This window comes from Type-F symbiont of Plautia stali (assembly GCF_059731105.1).
Window position 1 is genome coordinate 2970782 of sequence record NZ_AP035909.1, and the last position, 21732, is coordinate 2992513.

Below are 21732 nucleotides of genomic sequence, written 5' to 3' on the forward strand. Positions count from 1 at the left end.
ACTGTTGATGAGGAGAAAAAAATGAAAAGAGCCCTGATATTTGCTGCCCTGCTGGCCCTGTTGTCGCCACTGGCACACCAGACCGCCCAGGCCTCTGGAGCCTCAATTACACTGGCCCCCGGCGTAACCCTGAACCTGGGTGACCGCGATCGCCGTGGCTACTACTGGGATGGCGGTCGCTGGCGTGAACCGCGCTGGTGGAACGATCGTTATTCTTATAATGAACGCCGCTGGTGGCGCCACGAAGAGTGGCGGCGTCATCAGCAGTGGGAGCGTGAACGTCGCTGGCATGAGCGCGACCGTGAGCGTCGCTGGGAACATCAGCATCGCCGCGATCGTGACTGGGATCATCATGACCGTCGTGGTCCGGGGCCGCATGGGTTCGGGCCTCACGGACCGGGCCCGCACGGCCACGATCGTCACTAAACAAAACGCCCGGCATAACCGGGCGTTTTTTGTCAGTCAGGCGCGTTACAGCCCCAGCGCCTCTCCCACCAGCAAATAGAGGTTCAGCGTAATCACCAGCAGCACAATCAGGCGGCCGGTGTTCTGCATCAGGCGGGAGTTAACCATATCCTCCCCCATCAGCTCGCGATTGCCGGTAAAAGCCAGCAGCGGGATCAGCGCCAGTGCAATTCCGAAACTCAGCAGCACCTGACTCATCACCAGAACCCGGGTTGGGTCCCAGCCTGCCGCGATGACAATAAACGAGGGCAGCATGGTGATGGTGCGGCGTAACCAGAGCGGAATATGGAAGCGGATAAAGCCCTGCATCACCACCTGTCCCGCCAGGGTGCCCACCACGGTCGAGGATAATCCCGCGGCGACCAGACTCAGACCGAAGACCGTCGCCGCTGCCTGACCCAGCAGCGGTTGCAGCGTCAGGTAGGCCTGATCGAGTTCCGCAATTTTACTGTGACCGCTGAAGTGAAAGGCGGCTGCCGCAGTCGCCATCATCGCCAGATTGACGAATCCGGCAATCGTCATCGCAATGGCCACGTCCAGCTTGGTCGAGGAGTAACGCTGACTTTTGCTGTCCTCACTTTTACCCTGCGTCAGGGCTGAGTGCAGATAGATAACGTGCGGCATGATGGTGGCGCCCAGCACACCGGCCGCCAGGAAGACGGCATCGGATGTCGGCAGCGCGGGCAGTGCCATCCCGGTCACCAGCTCTTTGACGTCAGGCTGAGAGAAGAAGAGTTCAACGATATAGGCCGCCGCCACAAACAGCAGCAGCCCTCCTATCACCAGCTCCAGCGGCTTTTGCCCCCGGCTCTGCAGCATCAGGATCAGGAACGTGGCGACACCGGTCAGCACCGCGCCCTGCATCAGCGAGATGCCGAGCAGCAGTTTGAACCCCAGCGCGGCCCCGATAAACTCCGCCAGGTCGGTCGCCATCGCGATAATTTCTGCCTGCACCCAGTAGAACCAGACGGCGGGCCGGGGAAAACGATCGCGGATATGTTCAGCGAGGTTTTTACCCGTGGCGATACCCAGCTTGGCGGACATCAGCTGGATCAGCATGGCCATGACGTTTGCCCACACCACGACCCACAGCAGCTTATAGCCGTAAGCGGCGCCCGCCTGAATATTAGTCGCAAAGTTGCCCGGATCGATATAGCCGATAGCGGCGATAAAGGCGGGCCCCAGCAGTGCGAGTTTGACTTTTCTGACTCCGCGAGCGGCGCGCTCGGCGGTACGACTTTCAAACATATCCGGTACCCTGTCTGAACATGTGCCTGCCCCGGCAGCTTAGGGGTTGGCATGAGCAAGTGAAATTCGTTTATTGTTATCGGTGTAATAGATACTGCTATAAAGTATAGCCATTGCTATACATTACAGCAAAGGAAGTGACTGCTAAAAATGTGAGCAAGCATGTCACTTTACGCTCTGTGTAAAATATAGACAATAATTATGTGGTTATAAGAGGTAAATGATTTGTAAACAGGACGTGATCACGGAAACTTTTCTGGAAAATATAGCGATAGCGAATACTTATATTGTGGTTCAGATCTCGTTTTTAAGTAACGCGTTACATAGAATACGCAGCAAAATACAATCCTCCTCAAATTTGGAGCAACTATGTCCCATATTTTGCAGTTTATTTTAGCACTGGTGGTGGTCGGGATACTCTCCCTGCTGGTCAGTCACGATCGTAAAAGCATTCGCATCCGCTACATCATACAGCTACTTGTGATTGAAATAGTCCTCGCATGGTTCTTCCTGAACTCAGAAGCGGGACTGGGCTTCGTTAAAGGTTTCGCAGGCTTCTTTGACCATCTGCTGAAGTATGCTGCCCAGGGCACCAACTTTGTCTTTGGCAACATGAACGACAAAGGTCTGGCCTTCTTCTTCCTGAACGTCCTCTGCCCTATCGTCTTTATCTCGGCGCTGATCGGCATTCTGCAGCATTTCCGTATCCTGCCGTGGGTGATTCGCGGTATCGGCACCGTGCTGTCGAAAGTGAACGGCATGGGAAAACTGGAATCTTTCAACGCCGTGAGTTCTCTGATTCTGGGACAGTCAGAAAACTTCATCGCCTATAAAGATATCCTCGGCAAGATGTCTAACCGCCGCATGTACACCATGGCAGCAACCGCGATGTCGACCGTCTCGATGTCTATCGTCGGTGCCTACATGACCATGCTGCAGCCAAAGTATGTGGTCGCGGCGCTGGTGCTCAACATGTTCAGCACCTTCATTGTGCTGTCGCTGATTAACCCTTATCGCGTTGAGAACGAAGAAGACCTCCAGTTGCAGGATCTGCACAAGGGTCAGAGCTTCTTTGAGATGCTGGGTGAATATATTCTGGCGGGTTTCCGCGTCGCGATTATCGTTGCGGCCATGCTGATTGGTTTTATCGCGCTGATTTCAGGCCTGAATGCGCTGTTTGACCTCATCTTCGGCGTCACTTTCCAGGGCGTGCTTGGCTTTGTCTTCTATCCGTTTGCGTGGATGATGGGCGTGCCGTCCGGCGAAGCGTTGCAGGTTGGCAGTATTATGGCGACCAAGCTGGTCTCCAATGAGTTTGTTGCCATGATGGATCTGCAGAAAATTGCGGGTCAGCTGTCGCCAAACTCAGAAGGTATTCTGTCGGTGTTCCTGGTGTCGTTTGCTAACTTCTCATCCATCGGCATCGTGGCCGGTGCGATTAAAGGTCTGAACGAAGAACAGGGCAACGTGGTCTCCCGCTTTGGCCTGAAGCTGCTGTACGGCTCTACGCTGGTCAGCGTGCTCTCCGCCGCTATCGCCGGGCTGGTGCTGGCGTTTTAAGTTTCGGAGGGCGAGCCGATCTCGCCCTTCTCTTCTGCTTTACCCTTCTCTTCCCTGCATCGCTTTAACTTATCCCCTTCGTTCGCCTTCCGCCTGGCTGCTCAGGCCTGTTCTCTTCGTTTAACAGCCGTGCTGAGGCAGCAGCATGGCGTAAACCAACCCTGATGGCGGAAAGCGTTAACGAGGGCAAAGCGGGAGAAACAGGAACAGAAAATGAGACTCGCAGAAAAGGCGAAGAATACGTACTACAGAAAGGATGTTGACAGCGATGTGTCAGAAAATGGTGGAGATAAGCGGGATCGAACCGCTGACCTCTTGCATGCCATGCAAGCGCTCTCCCAGCTGAGCTATACCCCCACATCTGGAATTATTTTTCAGTACCAAACTTTTGGGAAGAAGTTTGGTGGAGCTAAGCGGGATCGAACCGCTGACCTCCTGCATGCCATGCAGGCGCTCTCCCAGCTGAGCTATAGCCCCGAACCGAAAAACTGTCGTGTTAAGCGACGGACGGCATAATATGAAACCGCCCCCGGGGTGTCAACGGCAAAATCACATTCTCGGTTTGATCGCTGAAAAAGGCGGCAACCTGCGAAGTTTCAGCAGCATGGCGCAGCGGAAAACCGTGATGCTGACCTCATACGGGGACAACGGCTGTTATTTACCCTGAGGTCAGGTTAATTCATGGTTAAATATGTTATAGGAATTTTCTTGTCTTCATCTTTTACGCATGCAAAACTTAGCCCGCTAATTTAGCGGATGCCGGGACCCTCTCCCGCGCGCCGCGCGTCCACCAGGCGTTTATCGTCCCATTATTCATAAAAAAACTACTGAGATACTATGTCGCTGCATACACCTAAAGAAATCGCACAACTGGCGATCCAGGCAGGCGTGGCTAAAAGCCGTGTGCCTGTCAGCATCCTTCTGATTCTCGGCTTTTTGGCGGGCGCGTTTATCGCGACCGGCTTCCTGCTGGATCTTCATGTCATTAACTCCCTGCCTGCAGACTGGGGCTCCTTTGGCGGCCTGCTCGGCGCAGCCGTTTTCCCGGTCGGTTTGATTCTGACCGTGCTGGCCGGTGGTGAGCTGCTGACCGGTAATATGATGACCCTGCCTGTCGCCTGGTTCGCCCGTCGCATCAGCTTTATGAGCGTTGCGCGCAACTGGTTCTGGGTAACCCTGGCTAACTTCCTCGGCAGCGTGGCTGTCGCCTGGTTCTTTGGCCACATCCTGGGCATGACCGAAGGCGATTATCTGAAGAAGACCGTGGCCATCGCCTCGGCAAAAGTTCACGCCGATTTCCTGCACGCCTTTATTTCCGGCATCGGCTGCAACTGGCTGGTCTGCCTGGCAGTCTGGCTGGCGTTTGCCAGTAAAGATGTGGTGGGCAAAATCTTTGGCATGTGGTTCCCGATCATGGCGTTTGTGGCCATCGGCTTCCAGCACGTCGTCGCGAACATGTTCATTATTCCGGCCGCCATTTTTGCCGGTCAGCTGAGCTGGGCGGAATACTTCCCCAACTTCGTTGCCGTCTTCGCAGGCAATGCCGTAGGGGGCGCCGTCTTCGTCGGCCTGGCCTACTTCCTTGCCTTCCGTCCTGCCGCTGAACCTGCCAGCAACCCGCAATAATCCTCTTTTGCCTTTTGTCGAGCGACAAAAGGCAATTTCTGCTTCAGTTACTTTCACGCGTTAGGTTTTGCTGTAATATGTACCGCTAATGTATTTAACAGGGATAGCATCGTGAAAAAGGAATGGCTTACTCCCGAAGAGCTGGCTGCAGAAACGGGTTACAGTCGGCAAACGGTGAATAAATGGATTAAGCGTGAGAACTGGACGACGACACCGAAGCCCGGTGTGCAAGGCGGCAAAGCGCGTCTCATCCATATTGATGAGCGTGTGAAAAGTTTTATTCAGTCTACCCGCAATCTCCACGAACCGGTGGCAACCTACGGTGCCGCAGCCAATTCGTTACCTGCGTTATTAATAAGTTCCGTCCAGCAAATGAGTCAGGAAGAGCAGGATCAGTTCACTGCGTTAATCTTACGTGAAGGGATAAAAGGCGTTCTGCAGCGACTGGGCATCAGCCAGGGGTAAAGAAACCGGAAGCGTGATGCTTCCGGCTGTGTGAATTAAGCCTGCGCTTCCCGCTCACTGATAAAGGCCAGAGCCTGCTCAATGCGTGCCACGCTGCGGCTGCGGCCAATCGCCTCCACGGTGACATCCAGACCCGGAGACTGACCAGCACCGGTCACCGCAACACGCAGCGGCATGCCGACTTTGCCCATCCCGACTTCCAGCTCATCTGCCGTACTCTGAATAGCCTGATGCACGTTCTCAGCATTCCATTCAGCGATTGCGGCCAGCTTATCGCGCACCACTTCCAGCGGCTGTCGCGCCACCGGGCGAAGATGTTTCTTCGCGGCATCCGCATCAAATTCGGCAAAGTCTTCATAGAAGTAGCGGCACGATTCCGCCATCTCTTTCAGCGTCTTGCAGCGTTCGCCCAGCAGGCCAACCAGCTTCGCCAGTTCCGGGCCGGTGCGGGTATCAATGTTCTGCTGTTCAATATGCCACTGCAGATGGGTCGCCACATATTCAGGCGGCAGCGCGTTAATATAGTGATGGTTCAGCCACTGCAGTTTCTCAGTGTTGAACGCACTGGCAGACTTGCTGACCGCATCCAGGGTAAACAGCTCGGTCATTTCAGCTACGCTGAAAATTTCCTGATCGCCGTGTGACCAGCCAAGACGCACCAGGTAGTTCAGCAGCGCTTCCGGCAGGTAGCCATCATCACGATACTGCATAACCCCTACCGCACCGTGACGTTTGGAGAGTTTTTTACCGTCATCGCCCAGGATCATCGAAACGTGCGCATAGACCGGAACCTGTGCACCAATCGCTTTAAGGATGTTGATCTGGCGTGGCGTGTTGTTGATGTGGTCTTCACCGCGAATAACGTGGGTGATACCCATATCCCAGTCATCCACGACGACGCAGAAGTTGTAAGTTGGCGACCCGTCGGTACGACGGATGATCAGGTCATCCAGCTCCTGGTTGCTGAACTCAATCGGGCCACGGATCTGGTCGTCAAAGATGACCGAGCCTTCCTGCGGATTGCGGAAGCGCACGACGCAGGGCTCATCATCGGCATGATGTTCATGGCTGTCACGGCAGCGGCCGTCATAACGCGGCTTTTCATTATTGGCCATCTGCGCTTCACGCAGCGCTTCCAGACGCTCTTTAGAGCAGTAGCATTTATAGGCGGTGCCCGCTTCCAGCATTTCATCAATGACCGCGTTGTAGCGATCAAAACGTTTAGTCTGGTAGTAAGGGCCTTCATTCCAGTCGAGGCTCAGCCAGTTCATCCCATCCATGATGGCTTCAATGGCTTCCGGCGTGGAGCGCTCCAGATCGGTGTCTTCGATGCGCAGCACAAACTCGCCCTGGTTGTGACGGGCAAAAAGCCAGGAGTATAGTGCGGTACGAGCGCCACCGACATGTAAGTAGCCGGTCGGGCTGGGCGCGAAGCGTGTTTTGATTTTCATTGAGTATTGCCTTAGATGCGCGGGTTCGTTGTCTGGATGACAAAAAACAGGTTAGACGCGAAAAACAGTGGGCACATTCTAGCATCTGCCCATGAATCCTCAATGGATGCAGGCCGGTTGCCGGCCGTGAAAAGGCGCTTTTCTGCCAGTAAAACCAGCATATTGGCTAAAAGCGCGACAGGATGTTTAAAAATAAACCGAACGAACATTTATGTTTTAAAAAGCGTTGACTCAAAATCAACTATCCCTATAATGCGACTCCACACAGCGGGGGTGATTAGCTCAGTTGGTAGAGCATCTCCCTTACAAGGAGGGGGTCGGCGGTTCGAACCCGTCATCACCCACCACTCTTAACAGGGTGCCCGCAGTGAACAGGTATGAAGATATGGGTGATTAGCTCAGTTGGTAGAGCATCTCCCTTACAAGGAGGGGGTCGGCGGTTCGAACCCGTCATCACCCACCATATCTTGCCTGTTAGCACTACTGAAGTACGAAGTGGGTGATTAGCTCAGTTGGTAGAGCATCTCCCTTACAAGGAGGGGGTCGGCGGTTCGAACCCGTCATCACCCACCACTTCGGGTCGTTAGCTCAGTTGGTAGAGCAGTTGACTTTTAATCAATTGGTCGCAGGTTCGAATCCTGCACGACCCACCAATTCAGAGAAAAGCGCCTTTCAGGCGCTTTTTTCGTTTCTGCCCCCCTTTACTTATTCTGGCTGCCTGAGTACCACGTTTATTTTACTGCGCCAGGCTCAGCCTGAATGACGACTCCCCTCAGAAAGGGGCTTTCAGAAGAAGAATCTGCTTTTTTACTCCCCTGCTCTTTTTGACACTTCAGTTATTCCTGCCTGCGCCGATAACCTTATAGACGAACTACAGGGAGAAAATGATGTCCTCAATAGCCGGAGTTTTAAAAGTTATGCAAGGTGGTGGTGACAGCGGCGGCGGCAGTATCGCCTCGCAGATCGCCGCACTGAATAAACAGATTCAGAGCGTGATGAAAAAAGTCAAAGAGCTGGCCGACAACCACGATCTTGACGAAGACCAGAAATCTAAAATAGCGCAGATGTACCAGTCGCAGATCACCATGCTGGAAGCGCAGATTGCTCAGCTGCAAAAGAAGCAGGCTGAGCAGGCCGAAAAGGCGCAGCAGAAAAGCGACAGTGTTAATCCGGTCAGTGAAAGCAAGGCGAACGGGATTAACCGCCCGACTGACAAAAATAATGTCGATGTCTATATCTAAAACGCGGGCGTAATGGCCCGCTGTTGCGCCAGCAGCGCCGCCTGCTGGCGCACCTCCTGCCAGATGGCTTCGGCGGCGGGCGTCAGCGAGCGGTTTTTGCGTTTAATGAGGGTCAGACTTCGATTGATCTCGGGATAAAGCCGCCGCACGGTGAGCGCGCGATCCGCCGGCAGGGGTAATGCCAGCGCGGGCAGAATACTGATACCAATCCCTACCTGCACCATCGGAAACAGCGTGGCAGGATGACCAATCTCCTGCACCACCTCTGCCTGAATATTCTGCTGCTGCATGGCTGCATCAATCAGTACCCGACTGCCGGATGCATAATCCTGCAACACCAGCGTGCGCCCATCCAGCATCGACCATTCCGCCCTGTCCACCCGCGCCAGCGGATCATCATCCCGGCACAACAGTAAGAAAGGCTCATCCAGAATGGCAATCGTGTCAAAATCGCTGTCGCGCAGCGGCCCGATTACGATGCCAAAATCGACTTCGGCGTTTCGCACACTTTGCAGCACCCACTGCTGCGCGCGGTCGTGCAGTATCACTTTAATGTCGGGGAAGTGCTGCTGGCTGGCCGCCAGACACTGAGGCATCAGATGCGCGGAAATCGTCTGGCTGGCCGCCACCCGCACGGTGCCGCTGCGCTGTTCGCCAAAACTGCGTATATCCAGCAGCGTGGTATTAATCTCCTCCAGCAGACGTTCCATGCGGGATGCCAGCTGTTTTCCTGCCTCGGTCAGCATCACCTCGCGCGTGGTGCGATCCAGCAGCCGCACGCCGGTTTCCGCCTCCAGCTCTTTGATGCTGTGACTCACCGCCGACTGGCTCAGGCCTATCGCCTGCCCCGCCTGACTGAAACCACCGTAATGTGCCACCGCAATGAAAGTCCGCAATTGACGCAGGGTATAATTCATCGATTACGCTCATAGATTAATGCAATAAATCAATTTTATTTCTAAAAATGATTCCCGCACAATCGGCCTATTGAAAAATTTACCGGATTTAACAATGGGATTTTTAAAACTTGATCCGATGATGGTTAAGCTCATCATCACCGTGCTGCTGGCCACCTTCCTGCCTGCCAGAGGGATCTACGTCGATATCTTCAGCTACCTCGCCACCGCGGCTATCGCACTGCTGTTCTTTATGCACGGTGCCAAGCTGTCGCGGGAGAAGATCATTGCGGGAAGCAGCCACTGGCAGCTGCATCTCTGGATCATGTTCAGCACCTTTGTGCTCTTTCCGGCGCTGGGCATGCTGCTGGTCTGGTGGCATCCGGTTGATGTCGGTCCGGAAATTTATACCGGCTTTATCTATCTCTGTATCCTGCCTGCCACCGTGCAGTCCGCCATCGCATTTACCTCGATGGCCGGCGGTAACGTCGCGGCCGCCGTGTGCAGCGCCTCGGCATCCAGCCTGCTGGGGGTCTTCATCTCCCCGTTGCTGGTAAATGTGGTGATGGATATCCACAGCAGCGCGCCGACTGACGGTCTGGAGCAGATCGGTAAGATTATGCTGCAACTGATGGTGCCGTTCATACTGGGCCATCTTTCACGCCGCTGGATCGGCGGCTGGGTTGAAAAGCACCGCAGCCTGATTGGCAAAACTGACCAGACCTCGATTCTGCTGGTGGTCTACAGTGCCTTCAGTGAGGCGGTGGTGAACGGCATCTGGCATCGCGTGGGCGTGATTACCCTGCTCTGGATTGTGGCGGGCTCCATTGTGCTGCTGGCCACCGTGCTGATTATCAACCTGCTGGCTTCGCGCCTGTTCCGCTTCAAACGCGCCGATGAGATTGTGGTGCTGTTTTGTGGATCGAAGAAGAGTCTGGCGAATGGGGTACCGATGGCAAATATCCTGTTCCCGGCCAGTACCGTGGGGATTATCGTGCTGCCGCTGATGATCTTCCATCAGGTTCAGCTGATGGTCTGTTCGTTCATCGCCGGACGCTACAAGAAGAGCGGTGAGAAAAAGCAGGCTTTAGAGGTGAAAACCTCCGTGATGGAGTCGCAGAAATAGTCTGCATGGCCCGCCAAAGCGGGCCACGTTATTTCCGGGTCTGAAGCGGCTTCACCAGCCCCTCCAGACCTTCGATTTTTATCGTCAGCGTGAGCTGCATCAGGTCACCCAGCTGGCCGGAGGGGAAGTCGCCACTGCGGGCAAACCACAGCAGGTAGGGTTCAGGCAGATCGATCAGCATCCGCCCTTTATATTTCCCAAACGGCATCGCCGTATTCGCTATCGCCACCAGCTGATGCTTATCCATCTCAGGCACCCAGCAGACGGATCATTTCAGCTTCATCGATCACCTCGATGCCCAGCTCCTGCGCTTTCGCCAGCTTGGAACCCGCCGCTTCACCGGCAATCAGCAGATCCGTTTTCTTCGACACGCTGCCGCTGACTTTAGCTCCCAGCGCGATCAGCTGTGCTTTGGCATCGTCGCGGTTCATCTGCGACAGCGAACCGGTCAGCACCACGGTTTTCCCGGCAAACGGACTGTCAATATCTTCGGCTTTCACCACCACAACAGCCGGCCAGTGAACACCAATATCGTCCGTCAGCTGGCGGATGACCTCGCGGTTGCTCTCCTCTTCCATAAAGTTGCGAACGTGCGCGGCGACGACCTTACCCACATCCGGCACGGCAATCAGCGCATCCAGATCGGCATCCATCACCTTCTGCAGCTCACCAAAGTGGTTTGCCAGATTGGCGGCGGTGGCTTCGCCCACTTCACGGATCCCCAGTGCATAGAGGAAGCGTGCCAGCGTCGTCGACTTCGCTTTTTCCAGCGCATCCACTACGTTCTGCGCCGATTTTGGCCCCATGCGATCCAGCCCCGTCAGCTTACCCGCCGTGAGACGGAAGAGATCGGCGGGGGTCGAGACATACTCTTTCTCCACCAGCTGGTCGATAATCTTATCGCCCATGCCGTCGACATCGAGCGCCCGGCGCGAGACAAAATGCTTCAGCGCCTCTTTTCGCTGCGCGCCGCAAATCAGACCGCCGGTGCAGCGCGTGACCGATTCACCTTCGACCCGTTCCACCTCAGAACCACAGACCGGGCAGTGAGCAGGAAACACCACTTCACGCGTCTCTTCAGGACGTTCAGCGGTGACCACATTCACGACCTGCGGGATCACGTCGCCTGCACGGCGAATCACGACCCGGTCCCCGATGCGCAGTCCCAGCCGCGCGATTTCATCGGCGTTATGCAGCGTGGCGTTGCTGACAATCACACCCGCTACCTGCACCGGCTCCAGGCGGGCGACAGGAGTGATAGCCCCGGTCCGGCCAACCTGAAACTCGACATCCCGCACCCAGGTCAGCTGCTCCTGCGCCGGGAATTTAAAGGCTATCGCCCAGCGCGGTGCACGCGCCACAAAGCCCAGCTGTTCCTGCTGCGCCTGTGAATCGACTTTGATGACCACGCCATCGATATCAAATCCGAGACTGGGGCGCTGTTGCTCAACGTCGTGATAAAAAGCCAGCGCCTCATCCGCATTATGCACCAGCTTAATGCGGTCGCTGACCGGCAGCCCCCAGGCTTTGAACTGCTGCAGGCGTGCCATGTGACTGTGCGGCATCTCGCCGCCTTCCAGCAGGCCGAAACCGTAGCAGAAGAAGGTCAGCGGACGTTTTGCGGTGATGCGCGGATCAAGCTGACGCAGCGAACCTGCCGCTGCGTTGCGCGGGTTAGCAAAGACTTTGCCGTCCGTGCGGCGCGCTTCCTCATTCAGCTTTTCGAAGCCGCGCTGCGTCATAAAGACTTCGCCACGCACTTCCAGCCGCGCCGGAATGTTGTCACCTTTAAGACGCAGCGGAATAGCGCGAATGGTGCGCACGTTGGCGGTAATATTCTCGCCGGTGGTGCCGTCTCCCCGCGTGGCTGCCTGAACCAGCAGCCCGTTTTCATACATCAGGCTGACTGCTAAGCCATCGAGTTTAAGTTCACAGCAGTAGGTAATCTCTTCACTGCTTTTCAGCCGATCGCGCACCCGCTTGTTGAAGGCCATAAAGGTCGCTTCATCGAAGGCGTTATCCAGCGACAGCATCGGGACTTCATGGCGAACCTGTTCAAACACCGTCAGCGGCGCAGCGCCGACGCGCTGGGTTGGTGAGTCCGGCGTAATGAGATCGGGGTGATCCGCTTCCAGCTGGCGCAGCTCACGCATCAGGCGATCATATTCGGCATCCGGCACTTCCGGTGCATCCATGACGTGATAGAGGTATTCGTGATGACGCAACGTAGTGCGCAGTTCGGTGATGTGATCCTGGACGGATTTCATAAAGCCCCATCAGATAAAAAACCCCCGACATGCGGGGGTTTGTTTTAACAGTTCAGATAGCGGTTTGCGCCGTGGTCAGACACCGACCACATCGCGAATACGCGCCTTGTAAGTTTCCAGCTTCTGCGGCGTCATCATGCGACGTTCATCATCCAGCACTACGCCGCCAACATCATCAGCGATGCGCTGTGCCGACTGCAGCATCAGCTTGAAGTTCTGATTCGCATCGCCATAGGAAGGCACCATCATAAAGATGGAGATACCCGGCGTGCTGAAATCTGTCATCAGGTCAGGGTTAAACGAGCCAGGCTTGACCATATTGGCCAGACTGAACAGGACCGGACCACTGCCTGCCGGACTGAGATGGCGATGGAAGATGTTCATCTCACCAAACTGGAAGCCCGCCTGCAGAATCCCCTGGAGGAGAGCCTCACCATTGAGTTCGCCACCCGAGTGTGCGGCAACGTGCAGAACCAGCACGGCTTCTTTCGGCTTCTCTGCCGGTGCGGCAGGTGCAGACGGCGGAACGGGAGTCGGTTCCGGCGCCTGAGTGATTTCAGGCTGCGGCTCGGGTTCAGCCTGGTACTGCGGTGCGGGCTGCACCGATTCCAGCGGGTCCAGATCCAGCAGCGGATCGGCCTGCACAGGCGGTGCGACAAAAGCAGGCGCAGGCTGTTGCTGCTGACGAGCCGGTTCCGGACGCGGCTGAGGAGCAGGCTGCGGTGCGGGGCTGAAAAGCGGGTCGCTTTCCGGTTCGGCTTGCGGAGCAGGTCGTGGCGCAGGCTGACGTACAGGCTCAGCAGGCGCGGGCTTACGCGGCGCAACCGGCTGGGATTCGCGAATATCATCGAAACGCGGTTCCTGATGGTTGCTGCGCTCAGCGCGAACACGAACCTCGCCGACGCCATCATCTTCGTCGTCGATCAGGTCCGGTTCATCATGTTCATCACGTTGTTTCAGACGTTTGTGCGGGCGATCGCGGAACACTGACGAACGCTCTTTACGGCTGGTCCACAGTCCGTGAAGAAGGAGCGCTATTATGGCGATCGCGCCAACAACGATTAATATCAGACGCAAATCCTGCATCATTGTATTCTCTGTTGTTCCAATACCTTGCCACCGCGGCAAACTTTATCCTCTAACTGTATTTGCCCTGCTACACAAGTGCAAGTCTGTGCACTATTTTCTAACAAATAAGATAGGCAACCCACGCTTTTTCGCTGTTTTTTTACCCAAACGGCACCTGGCCTGGGGAAAAAGCCAGGTTATAGTGGGCCCGCCCTATTACCTTCAGGAGAATTGCCTATATGGCCCTTGAGAAGTCCGTCTCAGATTTTAACGGCATACACTACTTCAGCCAGGGCTGGAAACTGATGCGTCTGCCTGGCATTCGTCGCTTTGTGGTCATGCCGCTGCTGATCAACATTCTGATGCTGGGTGGCGCATTCATCTGGCTTTTCTATCGTCTGGGTGACTGGATCCCGCGGCTGATGGCCTCGATTCCGGACTGGCTGCAGTGGCTCAGCTATCTGTTATGGCCACTGTCGGTGATTGCGATTGTGCTGGTCTTCAGCTACTTCTTTTCCACCCTCGCTAACCTTATCGCCGCACCGTTTTGCGGCCTGCTGGCCGAGCAGCTTGAGGGACGCCTGACCGGTAAACCGCTGCCTGACAGCGGCTGGGCGGGTCTGATCAAAGATGTGCCGCGCATCATGAAGCGCGAGCTGCAAAAGCTGGGCTACTACCTGCCACGTGCGGTGGGACTGCTGCTGCTCTACTTTATCCCGGGTTTCGGCCAGACGGTTGCGCCCGTGCTGTGGTTCCTGTTCAGCGCCTGGATGCTCGCGATCCAGTATTGCGACTACCCCTTCGATAATCACAAAGTGCCTTTTCAGCAGATGCGTAACGCCCTGCGTCGGCATAAAACCGCCAATATGCAGTTTGGTGCGCTTACCAGTCTGTTTACCATGATCCCGGTGCTGAACCTGGTCATCATGCCGGTGGCCGTCTGCGGGGCCACAGCGATGTGGGTCGATCGCTACCGGCAGCAACTGGCGCGGCAGGAAGTGCGCTGAATATATCAGCGCGCCTTATGCTCTTTTTAACAAGGCTTATTGCCGGGTGACATATAGATATGCGATTTCTTTCCTTCCGCCCCCAGGCAGAACAGGTATGCTCATAGGGTTCCCAATAATTCATACAGTTAAGGACAGGCTATGAGTAAGATCTACGAAGACAACTCTTTGACAATTGGTCATACGCCATTGGTTCGACTGAACCGCATCGGTAACGGCCGCATCCTTGCGAAAGTTGAATCCCGTAACCCGAGCTTCAGCGTAAAATGCCGTATCGGTGCCAATATGATTTGGGACGCAGAGAAACGCGGTATTCTGAAACCGGGTATTGAACTGGTTGAACCGACCAGCGGCAATACCGGGATTGCCCTCGCCTATGTGGCCGCCGCGCGCGGTTATAAACTGACCCTGACCATGCCTGAGACGATGTCCGTTGAGCGTCGTAAACTGCTGAAAGCACTGGGCGCGAATCTGGTCCTGACTGAAGGTGCCAAAGGCATGAAAGGGGCTATCGGCAAAGCTGAAGAGATTGTTGCAAGCGACCCGGATAAATATGTCCTGCTGCAGCAGTTCAGCAACCCGGCTAACCCGGAGATCCATGAAAAGACCACCGGCCCGGAAATCTGGGAAGATACCGACGGCGAAGTGGATGTCTTTATTGCTGGTGTCGGCACCGGCGGTACGCTGACCGGCGTGAGCCGCTACATCAAGAACACCAAAGGTAAAAAAGATCTGATCACCGTCGCGGTGGAGCCAACCGATTCGCCGGTCATTGCTCAGGCCCTGGCAGGAGCGGAGATCAAACCTGGCCCTCACAAAATCCAGGGGATCGGCGCAGGCTTTATTCCGGGTAACCTTGAGCTGAATCTGGTTGATCGGGTTGTGGCTATCACGAATGAGGAAGCGATCAGCACTGCGCGTCTGCTGATGGAGCAGGAAGGCATTCTGGCCGGTATCTCCTCCGGTGCTGCAGTCGCCGCCGCACTGAAGTTGCAGGAAGAGGAAACCTTCGCCAACAAGAATATCGTGGTGATTCTCCCCTCCTCAGGTGAACGCTATCTGAGTACCGCTTTGTTCGCCGATCTCTTTACAGAAAAAGAGCTGCAGTAGTCGGGGCAGAAAGTCTGAAAATGCCGCAAAAAGCACCCGACCGGGTGCTTTTTTGTGGCGCAGATCTCACTTTCACCACCCGGCAGATTGATTTCAGTGACGCCGCTCTGGTATTTAGACTGCCAATTATTTCGATGCCTGAAATTAATCCGCGTTTGAAGTGGATCAAGCTGAATCGATTTACGGATTCAGTGAAACGGCGTATCACGGCATAATTAACCGGTGACGTGTAGAATCGGTTTTACGACGCAACGGAATGTCGATTTGACGCATGCGCGTCCTGGGTCAGCATGAAGCTATACCCGCGCACCGACACAGGCTAAAGTGAAGGCTCCAGGCTAGACTTTAGATCCATAACACTCATTCTGATAACGTTGGGGAAATAGAATGTTCCAGCAAGAAGTTACCATTACTGCACCAAACGGTCTGCATACTCGCCCAGCAGCGCAATTCGTTAAAGAAGCCAAAGCTTTCCAGTCAGAAATCACTGTGACCTCTAACGGTAAATCTGCCAGCGCCAAGAGCCTGTTCAAGCTGCAGACACTGGGTTTAACGCAGGGAACCGTTGTGACCCTGTCAGCAGAAGGCGAAGACGAACAGAAAGCAGTTGAGCATCTGGTCAAACTGATGGCTGAACTGGAGTAATCTCCGCTCAGCTCTCCAGCCAATCGACTCCTCTGCGCCATTGAGTGCAAACATCTTGATCGCGGACAATCTGTCCGCGTTATTGCTTTCGTAGAGTACGTGTCCCGCGACAATGGCACCGCAAAGAGTCCCATCAGCCATCGTGATTAAAAGGTAGCGTTATGATTTCAGGCATTTTAGCATCACCAGGTATCGCTTTCGGCAAAGCACTGCTGCTGAAAGAAGACGAGATCGTCATCAACCGTAAAAAAATTTCTGATGACCAGGTTGAGCAGGAAGTTCAGCGCTTCCTCGATGGTCGCGGTAAAGCGGCACAGCAACTGGAAGCGATTCGCGTCAAAGCGGGTGAAACCCTCGGTGAAGAGAAAGCTGCGATCTTCGAAGGCCACATTATGTTGCTGGAAGATGAAGAGCTGGAGCAGGAAATCATCGACCTGATCAAAAAAGATCACGCCTCTGCCGATGCTGCTGTCGACTCGGTTATCGATGGTCAGGCGAAAGCGCTGGAAGAGTTAGACGATGAGTATCTGAAAGAGCGTGCGGCTGACGTGCGCGACATCGGTAAGCGTCTGCTGCAAAACATCCTCGGTCTGCATATCGTTGACCTGAGCGCCATTCCGGATGAATCCATTCTGGTAGCAAAAGATTTAACGCCGTCAGAAACCGCACAGCTGAACCTGAAAAAAGTGCTGGGCTTTATTACCGATCTGGGTGGCCGTACCTCACATACCTCAATCATGGCGCGCTCGCTGGAGATCCCAGCCATTGTCGGCACCGGCAATGTCACCGTCACGGTTAAAAACGGCGACTTCCTGATTCTGGATGGTGTGAACAACGCGATTCACGTCAATCCTTCTGACGCCGTTCAGGAAGAGCTGAAAGCCGTACAGAACCAGTATCTGTCGGAAAAACACGAATTAGCCAAGCTGAAAGACCTGCCTGCGGTCACGCTGGATGGTCATCAGGTTGAAGTCTGCGCCAACATCGGCACCGTGCGCGACGTCGCCGGCGCAGAGCGCAACGGCGCAGAAGGCGTGGGACTTTACCGCACCGAGTTCCTGTTCATGGACCGTGATGCGCTGCCGACCGAAGAAGAGCAGTTCCAGGCGTATAAAGCCGTCGCTGAAGCCATGGGTTCACAGGCCGTTATCGTCCGTACCATGGATATCGGCGGTGACAAAGATCTGCCTTACATGAACCTGCCGAAAGAGGAAAACCCTTTCCTCGGCTGGCGCGCTATCCGTATCGCCATGGACCGCAAAGAGATTCTGCATGCGCAGCTGCGTGCTATCCTGCGCGCCTCCTCCTTCGGCAAACTGCGCATTATGTTCCCGATGATCATTTCCGTTGAAGAAGTGCGTTCGCTGAAAGCGGAACTGGAACTGCTGAAAGCGCAGCTGCGTGAAGAAGGCAAAGCGTTCGACGAGTCCATCGAAGTCGGTATTATGGTGGAAACCCCGGCGTCAGCGGTGATTGCACGTCATCTGGCGAAAGAAGTCGACTTCTTCAGTATTGGGACAAACGACCTGACGCAGTATACTCTGGCGGTCGATCGTGGTAACGATTTGATTTCGCACCTGTACAATCCAATGACGCCGTCTGTGCTTAACTTAATTAAGCAAGTCATTGATGCATCTCACGCTGAAGGTAAATGGACCGGCATGTGTGGTGAGCTGGCAGGTGATGAACGTGCTACACTACTGTTACTGGGAATGGGGCTGGACGAGTTCAGCATGAGTGCCATTTCTATCCCTGGCATCAAGAAAATCATTCGTAATACTAATTTTGAAGATGCGAAGGCATTGGCAGAGCAGGCACTGGCTCAACCGACAGCGGAAGATTTAATGAACCTGGTGAACAAGTTCATTAAAGAAAAAACGCTCTGCTAATCTGCATGATGCTGGCCCCAAATTACTGCTTAGGAGAAGATCATGGGTTTGTTTTCTAAACTTTTTGGCGAAAAAACGGATAGCGCTGGGACAATCGATATCGTAGCGCCTCTGTCAGGCGAAATTGTGAATATTGAAGACGTACCAGATGTGGTGTTTGCAGAAAAAATCGTGGGCGACGGTATCGCGATCAAACCGACTGGCAACAAAATGGTTGCGCCGGTGGATGGCACTATCGGTAAGATTTTTGAAACCAACCATGCTTTTTCAATCGAATCGGACAACGGCATTGAGCTGTTCGTGCATTTCGGTATCGATACGGTTGAACTGAAAGGTGAAGGCTTCAAACGCATCGCTGAAGAAGGCCAGAAGGTCAAAAAAGGCGACGTCGTTATCGAGTTCGATCTGCCATTGCTGGAAGAGAAAGCGAAATCAACCCTGACTCCGGTTGTTATCTCCAACATGGATGAAATCAAGGAACTGATTAAGCTCTCTGGCCAGGTCACCGTCGGCGAAACGCCGGTGATTCGCATCAGAAAATAAGGCTTTGTTCCTGCTCTGACGGCACCTTCGGGTGCCGTTTTCGTTTCTGCTCTCTGCGCTTTTCAGGAGGGCCAGTGCGGCAGCCGCAGCGTCAGTTCCAGCCCTCCTTCCGGCCGGTTCCGTGCCTCGACTTCACCCTGATGCGCCAGCACCACTTTGCGGACGATCGCCAGCCCGAGGCCATAGCCCTTTCCCATCAGCGGTGAGTTGACCCGCACAAACGGGTCAAAGATGCTGGAGAGTTTCTCTTCATCGACACCCGGCCCCTGATCGCGCACCTGAATTTCCAGCCACTGCTGCGCGGTGCGCAGTTCAACCTCGATCCGCTGGCCTGGCAGGGAAAAGCGCAGCGCGTTGCGTAACACATTCTCGGTGGCGCGCCGTATCAGTTCGGCATTGCCACGCACGGTGTAATCGGCCCGATCGTCCACCTGAAACGCCACCTGCACGCCGGGGAGCTGCGCTTCATAGCGGACATCGGTGATCACCGCCTCCAGCAGGCCGGTGAGGTCAAAGTACTGCTCATCCGGAATACTTTCATGCTCAGCCCGCGACAGCGTCAGCAGTTCACCGATCATCTTATCCAGCCGGCGCGCCTCTTCGTCGATACGATCGAGCGAACTGTGCACATTTTCTGGCGTCTGCCTGGCCAGCCCGGTCGCCAGCTGCAGGCGCGCCAGCGGTGAACGCAGCTCGTGTGAGATATCGTGCAGCAGCTCTTCGCGCGCGCGGACCAGGGTCTCCAGCCGCTCAGCCATGGTATCGAAGGCCCGGGCGACATCAGAAATCTCATCATGCCGTTTACGCATCACCGGAAAAAGCCGCACGCTTAAATCGCCCTCTGCGACCCGGGAGAACCCTTCGCGCAGCTGACGCATGGGTCGCGTCAGATTCCAGGCAAGCAGCAGGCTGAAGAGTAATCCTACCGAACCGGCGAAAACAAACATCGGTTCAGGGATATTGAGGAATTTGCGCGGCATGCTGTTCATCATGCTCTCTTTTCGCATGCCATCGATGTCATAGCGCAGCTGATACCCTTTTCCATCGGCGCCGCGCACCCAGCGTTTACTTTCGGCGGGCCGATGCGCCTCCCCATCCGGGTTAGCCTGTGCAGGCGACGGTTGCGCCTGTGGCAGGATGTGGAAAAACTGCCGGTCACGTTCGTCCCAGCCCGACAGCATCGCGTTCAGCGCCTCAGGCCCGTTCTGCGCCAGCACCGTCGCCGCCGAGGTGAGTTGCAGATCGGCCACGCGACGGACCGCCACCAGTTCAGGCGGCTCGTGTCGTCTACCGGAGAGCGAAAAGCCGAGCCAGATAAGCTGACTGATGATGACAAAGACGATCCAGAAGCCGATAAAGATCTTCCAGAACAGGCGTCCACGGTAGTGCCTCATCGAATGCGATAACCGATACTGCGAACGGTTTCGATCGTGATGCTGTCAGCGGTTAAGGCACTGAGCTTCTGACGGATGTTGCTGATATGCACATCGACGCTGCGATCATACGCCTCGCGCGGGCGACCAAGTCCCTTCTCCGACAGCTCATCTTTTGATACCACCCTGTCCGGGGCGCGCATCAGCAGTTCCAGCAGATTAAATTCCGAGGCGGTGAGATCGAAGGCTTTCTCCTGCCATTCACTGATACGGGTGGCGGGATTGAGGGTCAGCGCCCCCCAGCGCAGCGGCTCCTGGCTATCCGGCTGCGGAGCCTGCTCTTCGAAACGCCGCAGCACCGCCCGCAGACGCGCCACCAGCTCGCGCGGATAGCAGGGCTTGGGCATGTAGTCATCGGCCCCCATCTCCAGACCGATTACGCGGTCAATGTTATCGCCTTTGGCGGTCAGCATAATCACCGGTATGCGGCTGTTCTGACGCACCTGGCGCAGAACGTCAATGCCACTCATGTCGGGCAGCATGATGTCCAGGATCATCGCGGTGAACTGGCCGGAGAGCGCGCCCTGAATCCCGGCGCTGCCGGTCAGCACCAGCTGAGCATCGAAGCCTTCCGCAATCAGGTACTGGCTTAACATCGTGCCCAGCTCTACATCATCATCTACAAGCAGAATTTTCATGGTCATTTCTCCGGAGAACGGGCGCTATTTTCACCTGTGCGGCCGATCGGCGCAGCCTGATTTACGTGATCCTTACAGATTCACACTCGCTGGCACAGTAAACCGGGCAAAAAAAAGGCCTGTGGGCAGCAGACGCTTCACAGGCCAGGTTTCGCATCTACAGCGGTTACGCGTGATAGAGACCGGTCGAGAGATAACGATCGCCGCGATCGCAGGCGATCGCCACCACCACGCTTCCCGGATTTGCCTCGGCGATGCGCAGTGCACCCGCCACCGCGCCGCCTGAACTGACGCCACAGAAGATGCCCTCACGGCGTGCCAGCGCCCGCATGGTCTCCTCCGCTTCCTTCTGCGTCATATCGATGACGTCATCCACCAGATTGGGACGGTAGATCCCCGGCAGATAGGCCAGCGGCCAGCGACGGATGCCCGGAATGCTGCTGCCCTCGCTGGGCTGTAAGCCAATGACCTGCACGCCGGTGTTGTGCTCTTTCAGGTAGCGTCCCACGCCGGTGATCGTGCCGGTGGTGCCCATACTGGAGACAAAATGGGTCATACGCTGATTCGACTGCTGCCACAGCTCCGGGCCGGTGGTCTGATAGTGGCCCAGCGGGTTATCGGGATTGTTGAACTGATCCAGCACCCGGCCCTCGCCGCGTGCCGCCATCGCCTGCGCCAGATCGCGCGCCCCTTCCATTCCCTGCTCGCGCGGCACCAGTATCAGCTCTGCGCCATAGGCACGCATCGCATCCTGCCGCTCCTGACTCATGTTGTCCGGCATCAGCAGGCGCATACGATAGCCTTTCATCGCGGCGATCATCGCCAGCGCAATGCCGGTGTTGCCACTGGTGGCTTCGATCAGCTGATCGCCGGGCGTGATATCTCCGCGCAGCTCCGCCTGATTGATCATCGACCAGGCCGCACGATCCTTGACCGAACCCGCCGGATTGTTGCCTTCCAGCTTAAGCCAGACCTCACTGCCGTTAGCGGGCGTCAGGCGCTGTAACCTGACCAGCGGGGTATTGCCGATGGTATTTTCGAGAGTCGTCACGGT

General features: G+C 55.6%; 21 protein-coding genes and 6 tRNA genes. 16 read left to right on the forward strand and 11 right to left on the reverse strand.

What is annotated here, in order from left to right; all coding sequences use genetic code 11:
• Nucleotides 1–21 precede the first annotated feature (21 nt).
• On the forward strand, nt 22–426 hold the full coding sequence (locus tag AC6I7A_RS14100; RefSeq protein ID WP_009088875.1) for a DUF2502 domain-containing protein: 405 nt from the start codon (nt 22–24) through the stop codon (nt 424–426).
• A 45-nt stretch (nt 427–471) separates the two neighbouring features.
• Here the strand turns inward: AC6I7A_RS14100 and AC6I7A_RS14105 are convergent, their stop codons facing one another.
• Entirely contained in the window at nt 472–1713 is a 1242-nt protein-coding gene (locus tag AC6I7A_RS14105) for an Nramp family divalent metal transporter (RefSeq protein ID WP_009088870.1), read from the reverse strand.
• Between the two features lie 369 nt (nt 1714–2082).
• Here AC6I7A_RS14105 and AC6I7A_RS14110 point away from each other — a divergent pair, with 369 nt between their 5' ends.
• A complete protein-coding gene (locus AC6I7A_RS14110; protein ID WP_009088868.1) occupies nt 2083–3273 on the forward strand; it encodes a NupC/NupG family nucleoside CNT transporter in 1191 nt (396 codons plus the stop codon).
• Nucleotides 3274–3554: 281 nt separating this feature from the next.
• Here AC6I7A_RS14110 and AC6I7A_RS14115 read toward each other — a convergent pair.
• Together AC6I7A_RS14115 and AC6I7A_RS14120 are read right to left on the reverse strand one after the other, a co-directional pair.
• Nucleotides 3555–3630: transfer RNA gene (locus AC6I7A_RS14115), tRNA-Ala, on the reverse strand.
• Between the two features lie 44 nt (nt 3631–3674).
• Nucleotides 3675–3750 (reverse strand) — tRNA-Ala (locus AC6I7A_RS14120).
• Nucleotides 3751–4110: 360 nt separating this feature from the next.
• Here AC6I7A_RS14120 and AC6I7A_RS14125 point away from each other — a divergent pair.
• Both AC6I7A_RS14125 and AC6I7A_RS14130 read left to right on the forward strand, forming a co-directional pair.
• Nucleotides 4111–4899, forward strand: a complete 789-nt coding sequence (locus AC6I7A_RS14125) for a formate/nitrite transporter family protein (RefSeq protein ID WP_009088865.1) — start codon at nt 4111–4113, stop codon at nt 4897–4899.
• 111 nt (nt 4900–5010) lie between these two features.
• Nucleotides 5011–5364: a YfeC-like transcriptional regulator gene (locus AC6I7A_RS14130; protein ID WP_046102329.1), complete on the forward strand. Its 354-nt coding sequence runs from the start codon at nt 5011–5013 to the stop codon at nt 5362–5364.
• A gap of 35 nt (nt 5365–5399) precedes the next feature.
• On the opposite strand, the gene gltX is transcribed toward AC6I7A_RS14130, so the two are convergent.
• Nucleotides 5400–6815 carry a glutamate--tRNA ligase gene (gene gltX / locus AC6I7A_RS14135; RefSeq protein WP_058958166.1) on the reverse strand — a complete coding sequence of 472 codons (1416 nt, stop codon included), beginning with the start codon at nt 6813–6815 and terminating at the stop codon, nt 5400–5402.
• Between the two features lie 271 nt (nt 6816–7086).
• Here gltX and AC6I7A_RS14140 point away from each other — a divergent pair.
• From AC6I7A_RS14140 to AC6I7A_RS14160, 5 genes are all read left to right on the forward strand, one after another.
• Nucleotides 7087–7162: transfer RNA gene (locus tag AC6I7A_RS14140), tRNA-Val, on the forward strand.
• A gap of 40 nt (nt 7163–7202) precedes the next feature.
• A tRNA-Val gene (locus AC6I7A_RS14145) sits at nt 7203–7278 on the forward strand.
• Between the two features lie 34 nt (nt 7279–7312).
• Nucleotides 7313–7388: transfer RNA gene (locus AC6I7A_RS14150), tRNA-Val, on the forward strand.
• A 4-nt stretch (nt 7389–7392) separates the two neighbouring features.
• Nucleotides 7393–7468: transfer RNA gene (locus AC6I7A_RS14155), tRNA-Lys, on the forward strand.
• A gap of 234 nt (nt 7469–7702) precedes the next feature.
• Nucleotides 7703–8056, forward strand: a complete 354-nt coding sequence (locus AC6I7A_RS14160) for a FlxA-like family protein (RefSeq protein ID WP_058957428.1) — start codon at nt 7703–7705, stop codon at nt 8054–8056.
• Here the strand turns inward: AC6I7A_RS14160 and AC6I7A_RS14165 are convergent.
• Nucleotides 8053–8973, reverse strand: coding sequence for a LysR family transcriptional regulator (locus tag AC6I7A_RS14165; RefSeq protein WP_058957427.1), 921 nt, complete (start codon nt 8971–8973; stop codon nt 8053–8055). The two genes, AC6I7A_RS14160 and AC6I7A_RS14165, sit on opposite strands and share 4 nt — an antisense overlap.
• A 94-nt stretch (nt 8974–9067) precedes the next feature.
• On the opposite strand from AC6I7A_RS14165, the gene AC6I7A_RS14170 reads away from it, so the two are divergent.
• Nucleotides 9068–10078: a bile acid:sodium symporter family protein gene (locus AC6I7A_RS14170; protein ID WP_058957426.1), complete on the forward strand. Its 1011-nt coding sequence runs from the start codon at nt 9068–9070 to the stop codon at nt 10076–10078.
• Nucleotides 10079–10106: 28 nt separating this feature from the next.
• Here the strand turns inward: AC6I7A_RS14170 and AC6I7A_RS14175 are convergent, their stop codons facing one another.
• From AC6I7A_RS14175 to zipA, 3 genes are all read right to left on the reverse strand, one after another.
• Nucleotides 10107–10325 (reverse strand): DUF3820 family protein, encoded by a 219-nt coding sequence (locus tag AC6I7A_RS14175; protein WP_009088854.1) that lies wholly within the window; start codon nt 10323–10325, stop codon nt 10107–10109.
• 1 nt (nt 10326) lies between these two features.
• Nucleotides 10327–12345, reverse strand: a complete 2019-nt coding sequence (gene ligA / locus AC6I7A_RS14180; protein WP_058957425.1) for an NAD-dependent DNA ligase LigA — start codon at nt 12343–12345, stop codon at nt 10327–10329.
• A 75-nt stretch (nt 12346–12420) separates the two neighbouring features.
• Nucleotides 12421–13434, reverse strand: coding sequence for a cell division protein ZipA (zipA, locus tag AC6I7A_RS14185; RefSeq protein ID WP_033736157.1), 1014 nt, complete (start codon nt 13432–13434; stop codon nt 12421–12423).
• 218 nt (nt 13435–13652) lie between these two features.
• Here zipA and cysZ point away from each other — a divergent pair, with 218 nt between their 5' ends.
• From cysZ to crr, 6 genes are all read left to right on the forward strand, one after another.
• A complete protein-coding gene (gene cysZ / locus AC6I7A_RS14190; RefSeq protein ID WP_046102335.1) occupies nt 13653–14420 on the forward strand; it encodes a sulfate transporter CysZ in 768 nt (255 codons plus the stop codon).
• Nucleotides 14421–14561: 141 nt separating this feature from the next.
• A complete protein-coding gene (cysK, locus tag AC6I7A_RS14195; protein ID WP_009088849.1) occupies nt 14562–15530 on the forward strand; it encodes a cysteine synthase A in 969 nt (322 codons plus the stop codon).
• A 20-nt stretch (nt 15531–15550) separates the two neighbouring features.
• On the forward strand, nt 15551–15745 hold the full coding sequence (locus AC6I7A_RS14200) for a hypothetical protein (RefSeq protein WP_058957424.1): 195 nt from the start codon (nt 15551–15553) through the stop codon (nt 15743–15745).
• 172 nt (nt 15746–15917) lie between these two features.
• Complete coding sequence (gene ptsH, locus AC6I7A_RS14205; RefSeq protein ID WP_003848868.1) at nt 15918–16175, forward strand: phosphocarrier protein Hpr; 258 nt, start codon at nt 15918–15920, stop codon at nt 16173–16175.
• A 161-nt stretch (nt 16176–16336) separates the two neighbouring features.
• Nucleotides 16337–18064, forward strand: coding sequence for a phosphoenolpyruvate-protein phosphotransferase PtsI (gene ptsI / locus AC6I7A_RS14210; RefSeq protein WP_009088845.1), 1728 nt, complete (start codon nt 16337–16339; stop codon nt 18062–18064).
• A 42-nt stretch (nt 18065–18106) separates the two neighbouring features.
• The gene (gene crr, locus AC6I7A_RS14215) at nt 18107–18607 is read left to right on the forward strand and encodes a PTS glucose transporter subunit IIA (protein WP_009088842.1); all 501 of its coding nucleotides are present in this window, start codon (nt 18107–18109) and stop codon (nt 18605–18607) included.
• 62 nt (nt 18608–18669) lie between these two features.
• Here the strand turns inward: crr and AC6I7A_RS14220 are convergent, their stop codons facing one another.
• From AC6I7A_RS14220 to cysM, 3 genes are all read right to left on the reverse strand, one after another.
• The gene (locus tag AC6I7A_RS14220) at nt 18670–20001 is read right to left on the reverse strand and encodes a HAMP domain-containing sensor histidine kinase (RefSeq protein ID WP_046102337.1); all 1332 of its coding nucleotides are present in this window, start codon (nt 19999–20001) and stop codon (nt 18670–18672) included.
• On the reverse strand, nt 19998–20678 hold the full coding sequence (locus AC6I7A_RS14225) for a response regulator transcription factor (protein WP_009088840.1): 681 nt from the start codon (nt 20676–20678) through the stop codon (nt 19998–20000). The genes AC6I7A_RS14220 and AC6I7A_RS14225 overlap by 4 nt, the downstream gene beginning before the upstream one ends.
• Nucleotides 20679–20844: 166 nt before the next feature.
• Entirely contained in the window at nt 20845–21729 is an 885-nt protein-coding gene (cysM, locus tag AC6I7A_RS14230) for a cysteine synthase CysM (protein ID WP_009088839.1), read from the reverse strand.
• Nucleotides 21730–21732 lie beyond the last annotated feature (3 nt).

Excerpts from the sequence above, each read along its gene's own strand:
- AC6I7A_RS14220 (WP_046102337.1), bottom strand. The coding sequence starts at position 20,001 with ATGAGGCACTACCGTGGACGCCTGTTCTGGAAGATCTTTATCGGCTTC.
- AC6I7A_RS14125 (WP_009088865.1), top strand. The coding sequence starts at position 4,111 with ATGTCGCTGCATACACCTAAAGAAATCGCACAACTGGCGATCCAGGCA.
- ligA (WP_058957425.1), bottom strand. The coding sequence starts at position 12,345 with ATGAAATCCGTCCAGGATCACATCACCGAACTGCGCACTACGTTGCGT.
- zipA (WP_033736157.1), bottom strand. The coding sequence starts at position 13,434 with ATGATGCAGGATTTGCGTCTGATATTAATCGTTGTTGGCGCGATCGCC.
- AC6I7A_RS14170 (WP_058957426.1), top strand. The coding sequence starts at position 9,068 with ATGGGATTTTTAAAACTTGATCCGATGATGGTTAAGCTCATCATCACC.
- AC6I7A_RS14105 (WP_009088870.1), bottom strand. The coding sequence starts at position 1,713 with ATGTTTGAAAGTCGTACCGCCGAGCGCGCCGCTCGCGGAGTCAGAAAA.
- AC6I7A_RS14175 (WP_009088854.1), bottom strand. The coding sequence starts at position 10,325 with ATGGATAAGCATCAGCTGGTGGCGATAGCGAATACGGCGATGCCGTTT.
- cysK (WP_009088849.1), top strand. The coding sequence starts at position 14,562 with ATGAGTAAGATCTACGAAGACAACTCTTTGACAATTGGTCATACGCCA.
- AC6I7A_RS14165 (WP_058957427.1), bottom strand. The coding sequence starts at position 8,973 with ATGAATTATACCCTGCGTCAATTGCGGACTTTCATTGCGGTGGCACAT.
- ptsI (WP_009088845.1), top strand. The coding sequence starts at position 16,337 with ATGATTTCAGGCATTTTAGCATCACCAGGTATCGCTTTCGGCAAAGCA.
- crr (WP_009088842.1), top strand. The coding sequence starts at position 18,107 with ATGGGTTTGTTTTCTAAACTTTTTGGCGAAAAAACGGATAGCGCTGGG.
- AC6I7A_RS14200 (WP_058957424.1), top strand. The coding sequence starts at position 15,551 with ATGCCGCAAAAAGCACCCGACCGGGTGCTTTTTTGTGGCGCAGATCTC.
- AC6I7A_RS14225 (WP_009088840.1), bottom strand. The coding sequence starts at position 20,678 with ATGAAAATTCTGCTTGTAGATGATGATGTAGAGCTGGGCACGATGTTA.
- ptsH (WP_003848868.1), top strand. The coding sequence starts at position 15,918 with ATGTTCCAGCAAGAAGTTACCATTACTGCACCAAACGGTCTGCATACT.
- AC6I7A_RS14110 (WP_009088868.1), top strand. The coding sequence starts at position 2,083 with ATGTCCCATATTTTGCAGTTTATTTTAGCACTGGTGGTGGTCGGGATA.
- AC6I7A_RS14160 (WP_058957428.1), top strand. The coding sequence starts at position 7,703 with ATGTCCTCAATAGCCGGAGTTTTAAAAGTTATGCAAGGTGGTGGTGAC.
- AC6I7A_RS14100 (WP_009088875.1), top strand. The coding sequence starts at position 22 with ATGAAAAGAGCCCTGATATTTGCTGCCCTGCTGGCCCTGTTGTCGCCA.
- cysZ (WP_046102335.1), top strand. The coding sequence starts at position 13,653 with ATGGCCCTTGAGAAGTCCGTCTCAGATTTTAACGGCATACACTACTTC.
- gltX (WP_058958166.1), bottom strand. The coding sequence starts at position 6,815 with ATGAAAATCAAAACACGCTTCGCGCCCAGCCCGACCGGCTACTTACAT.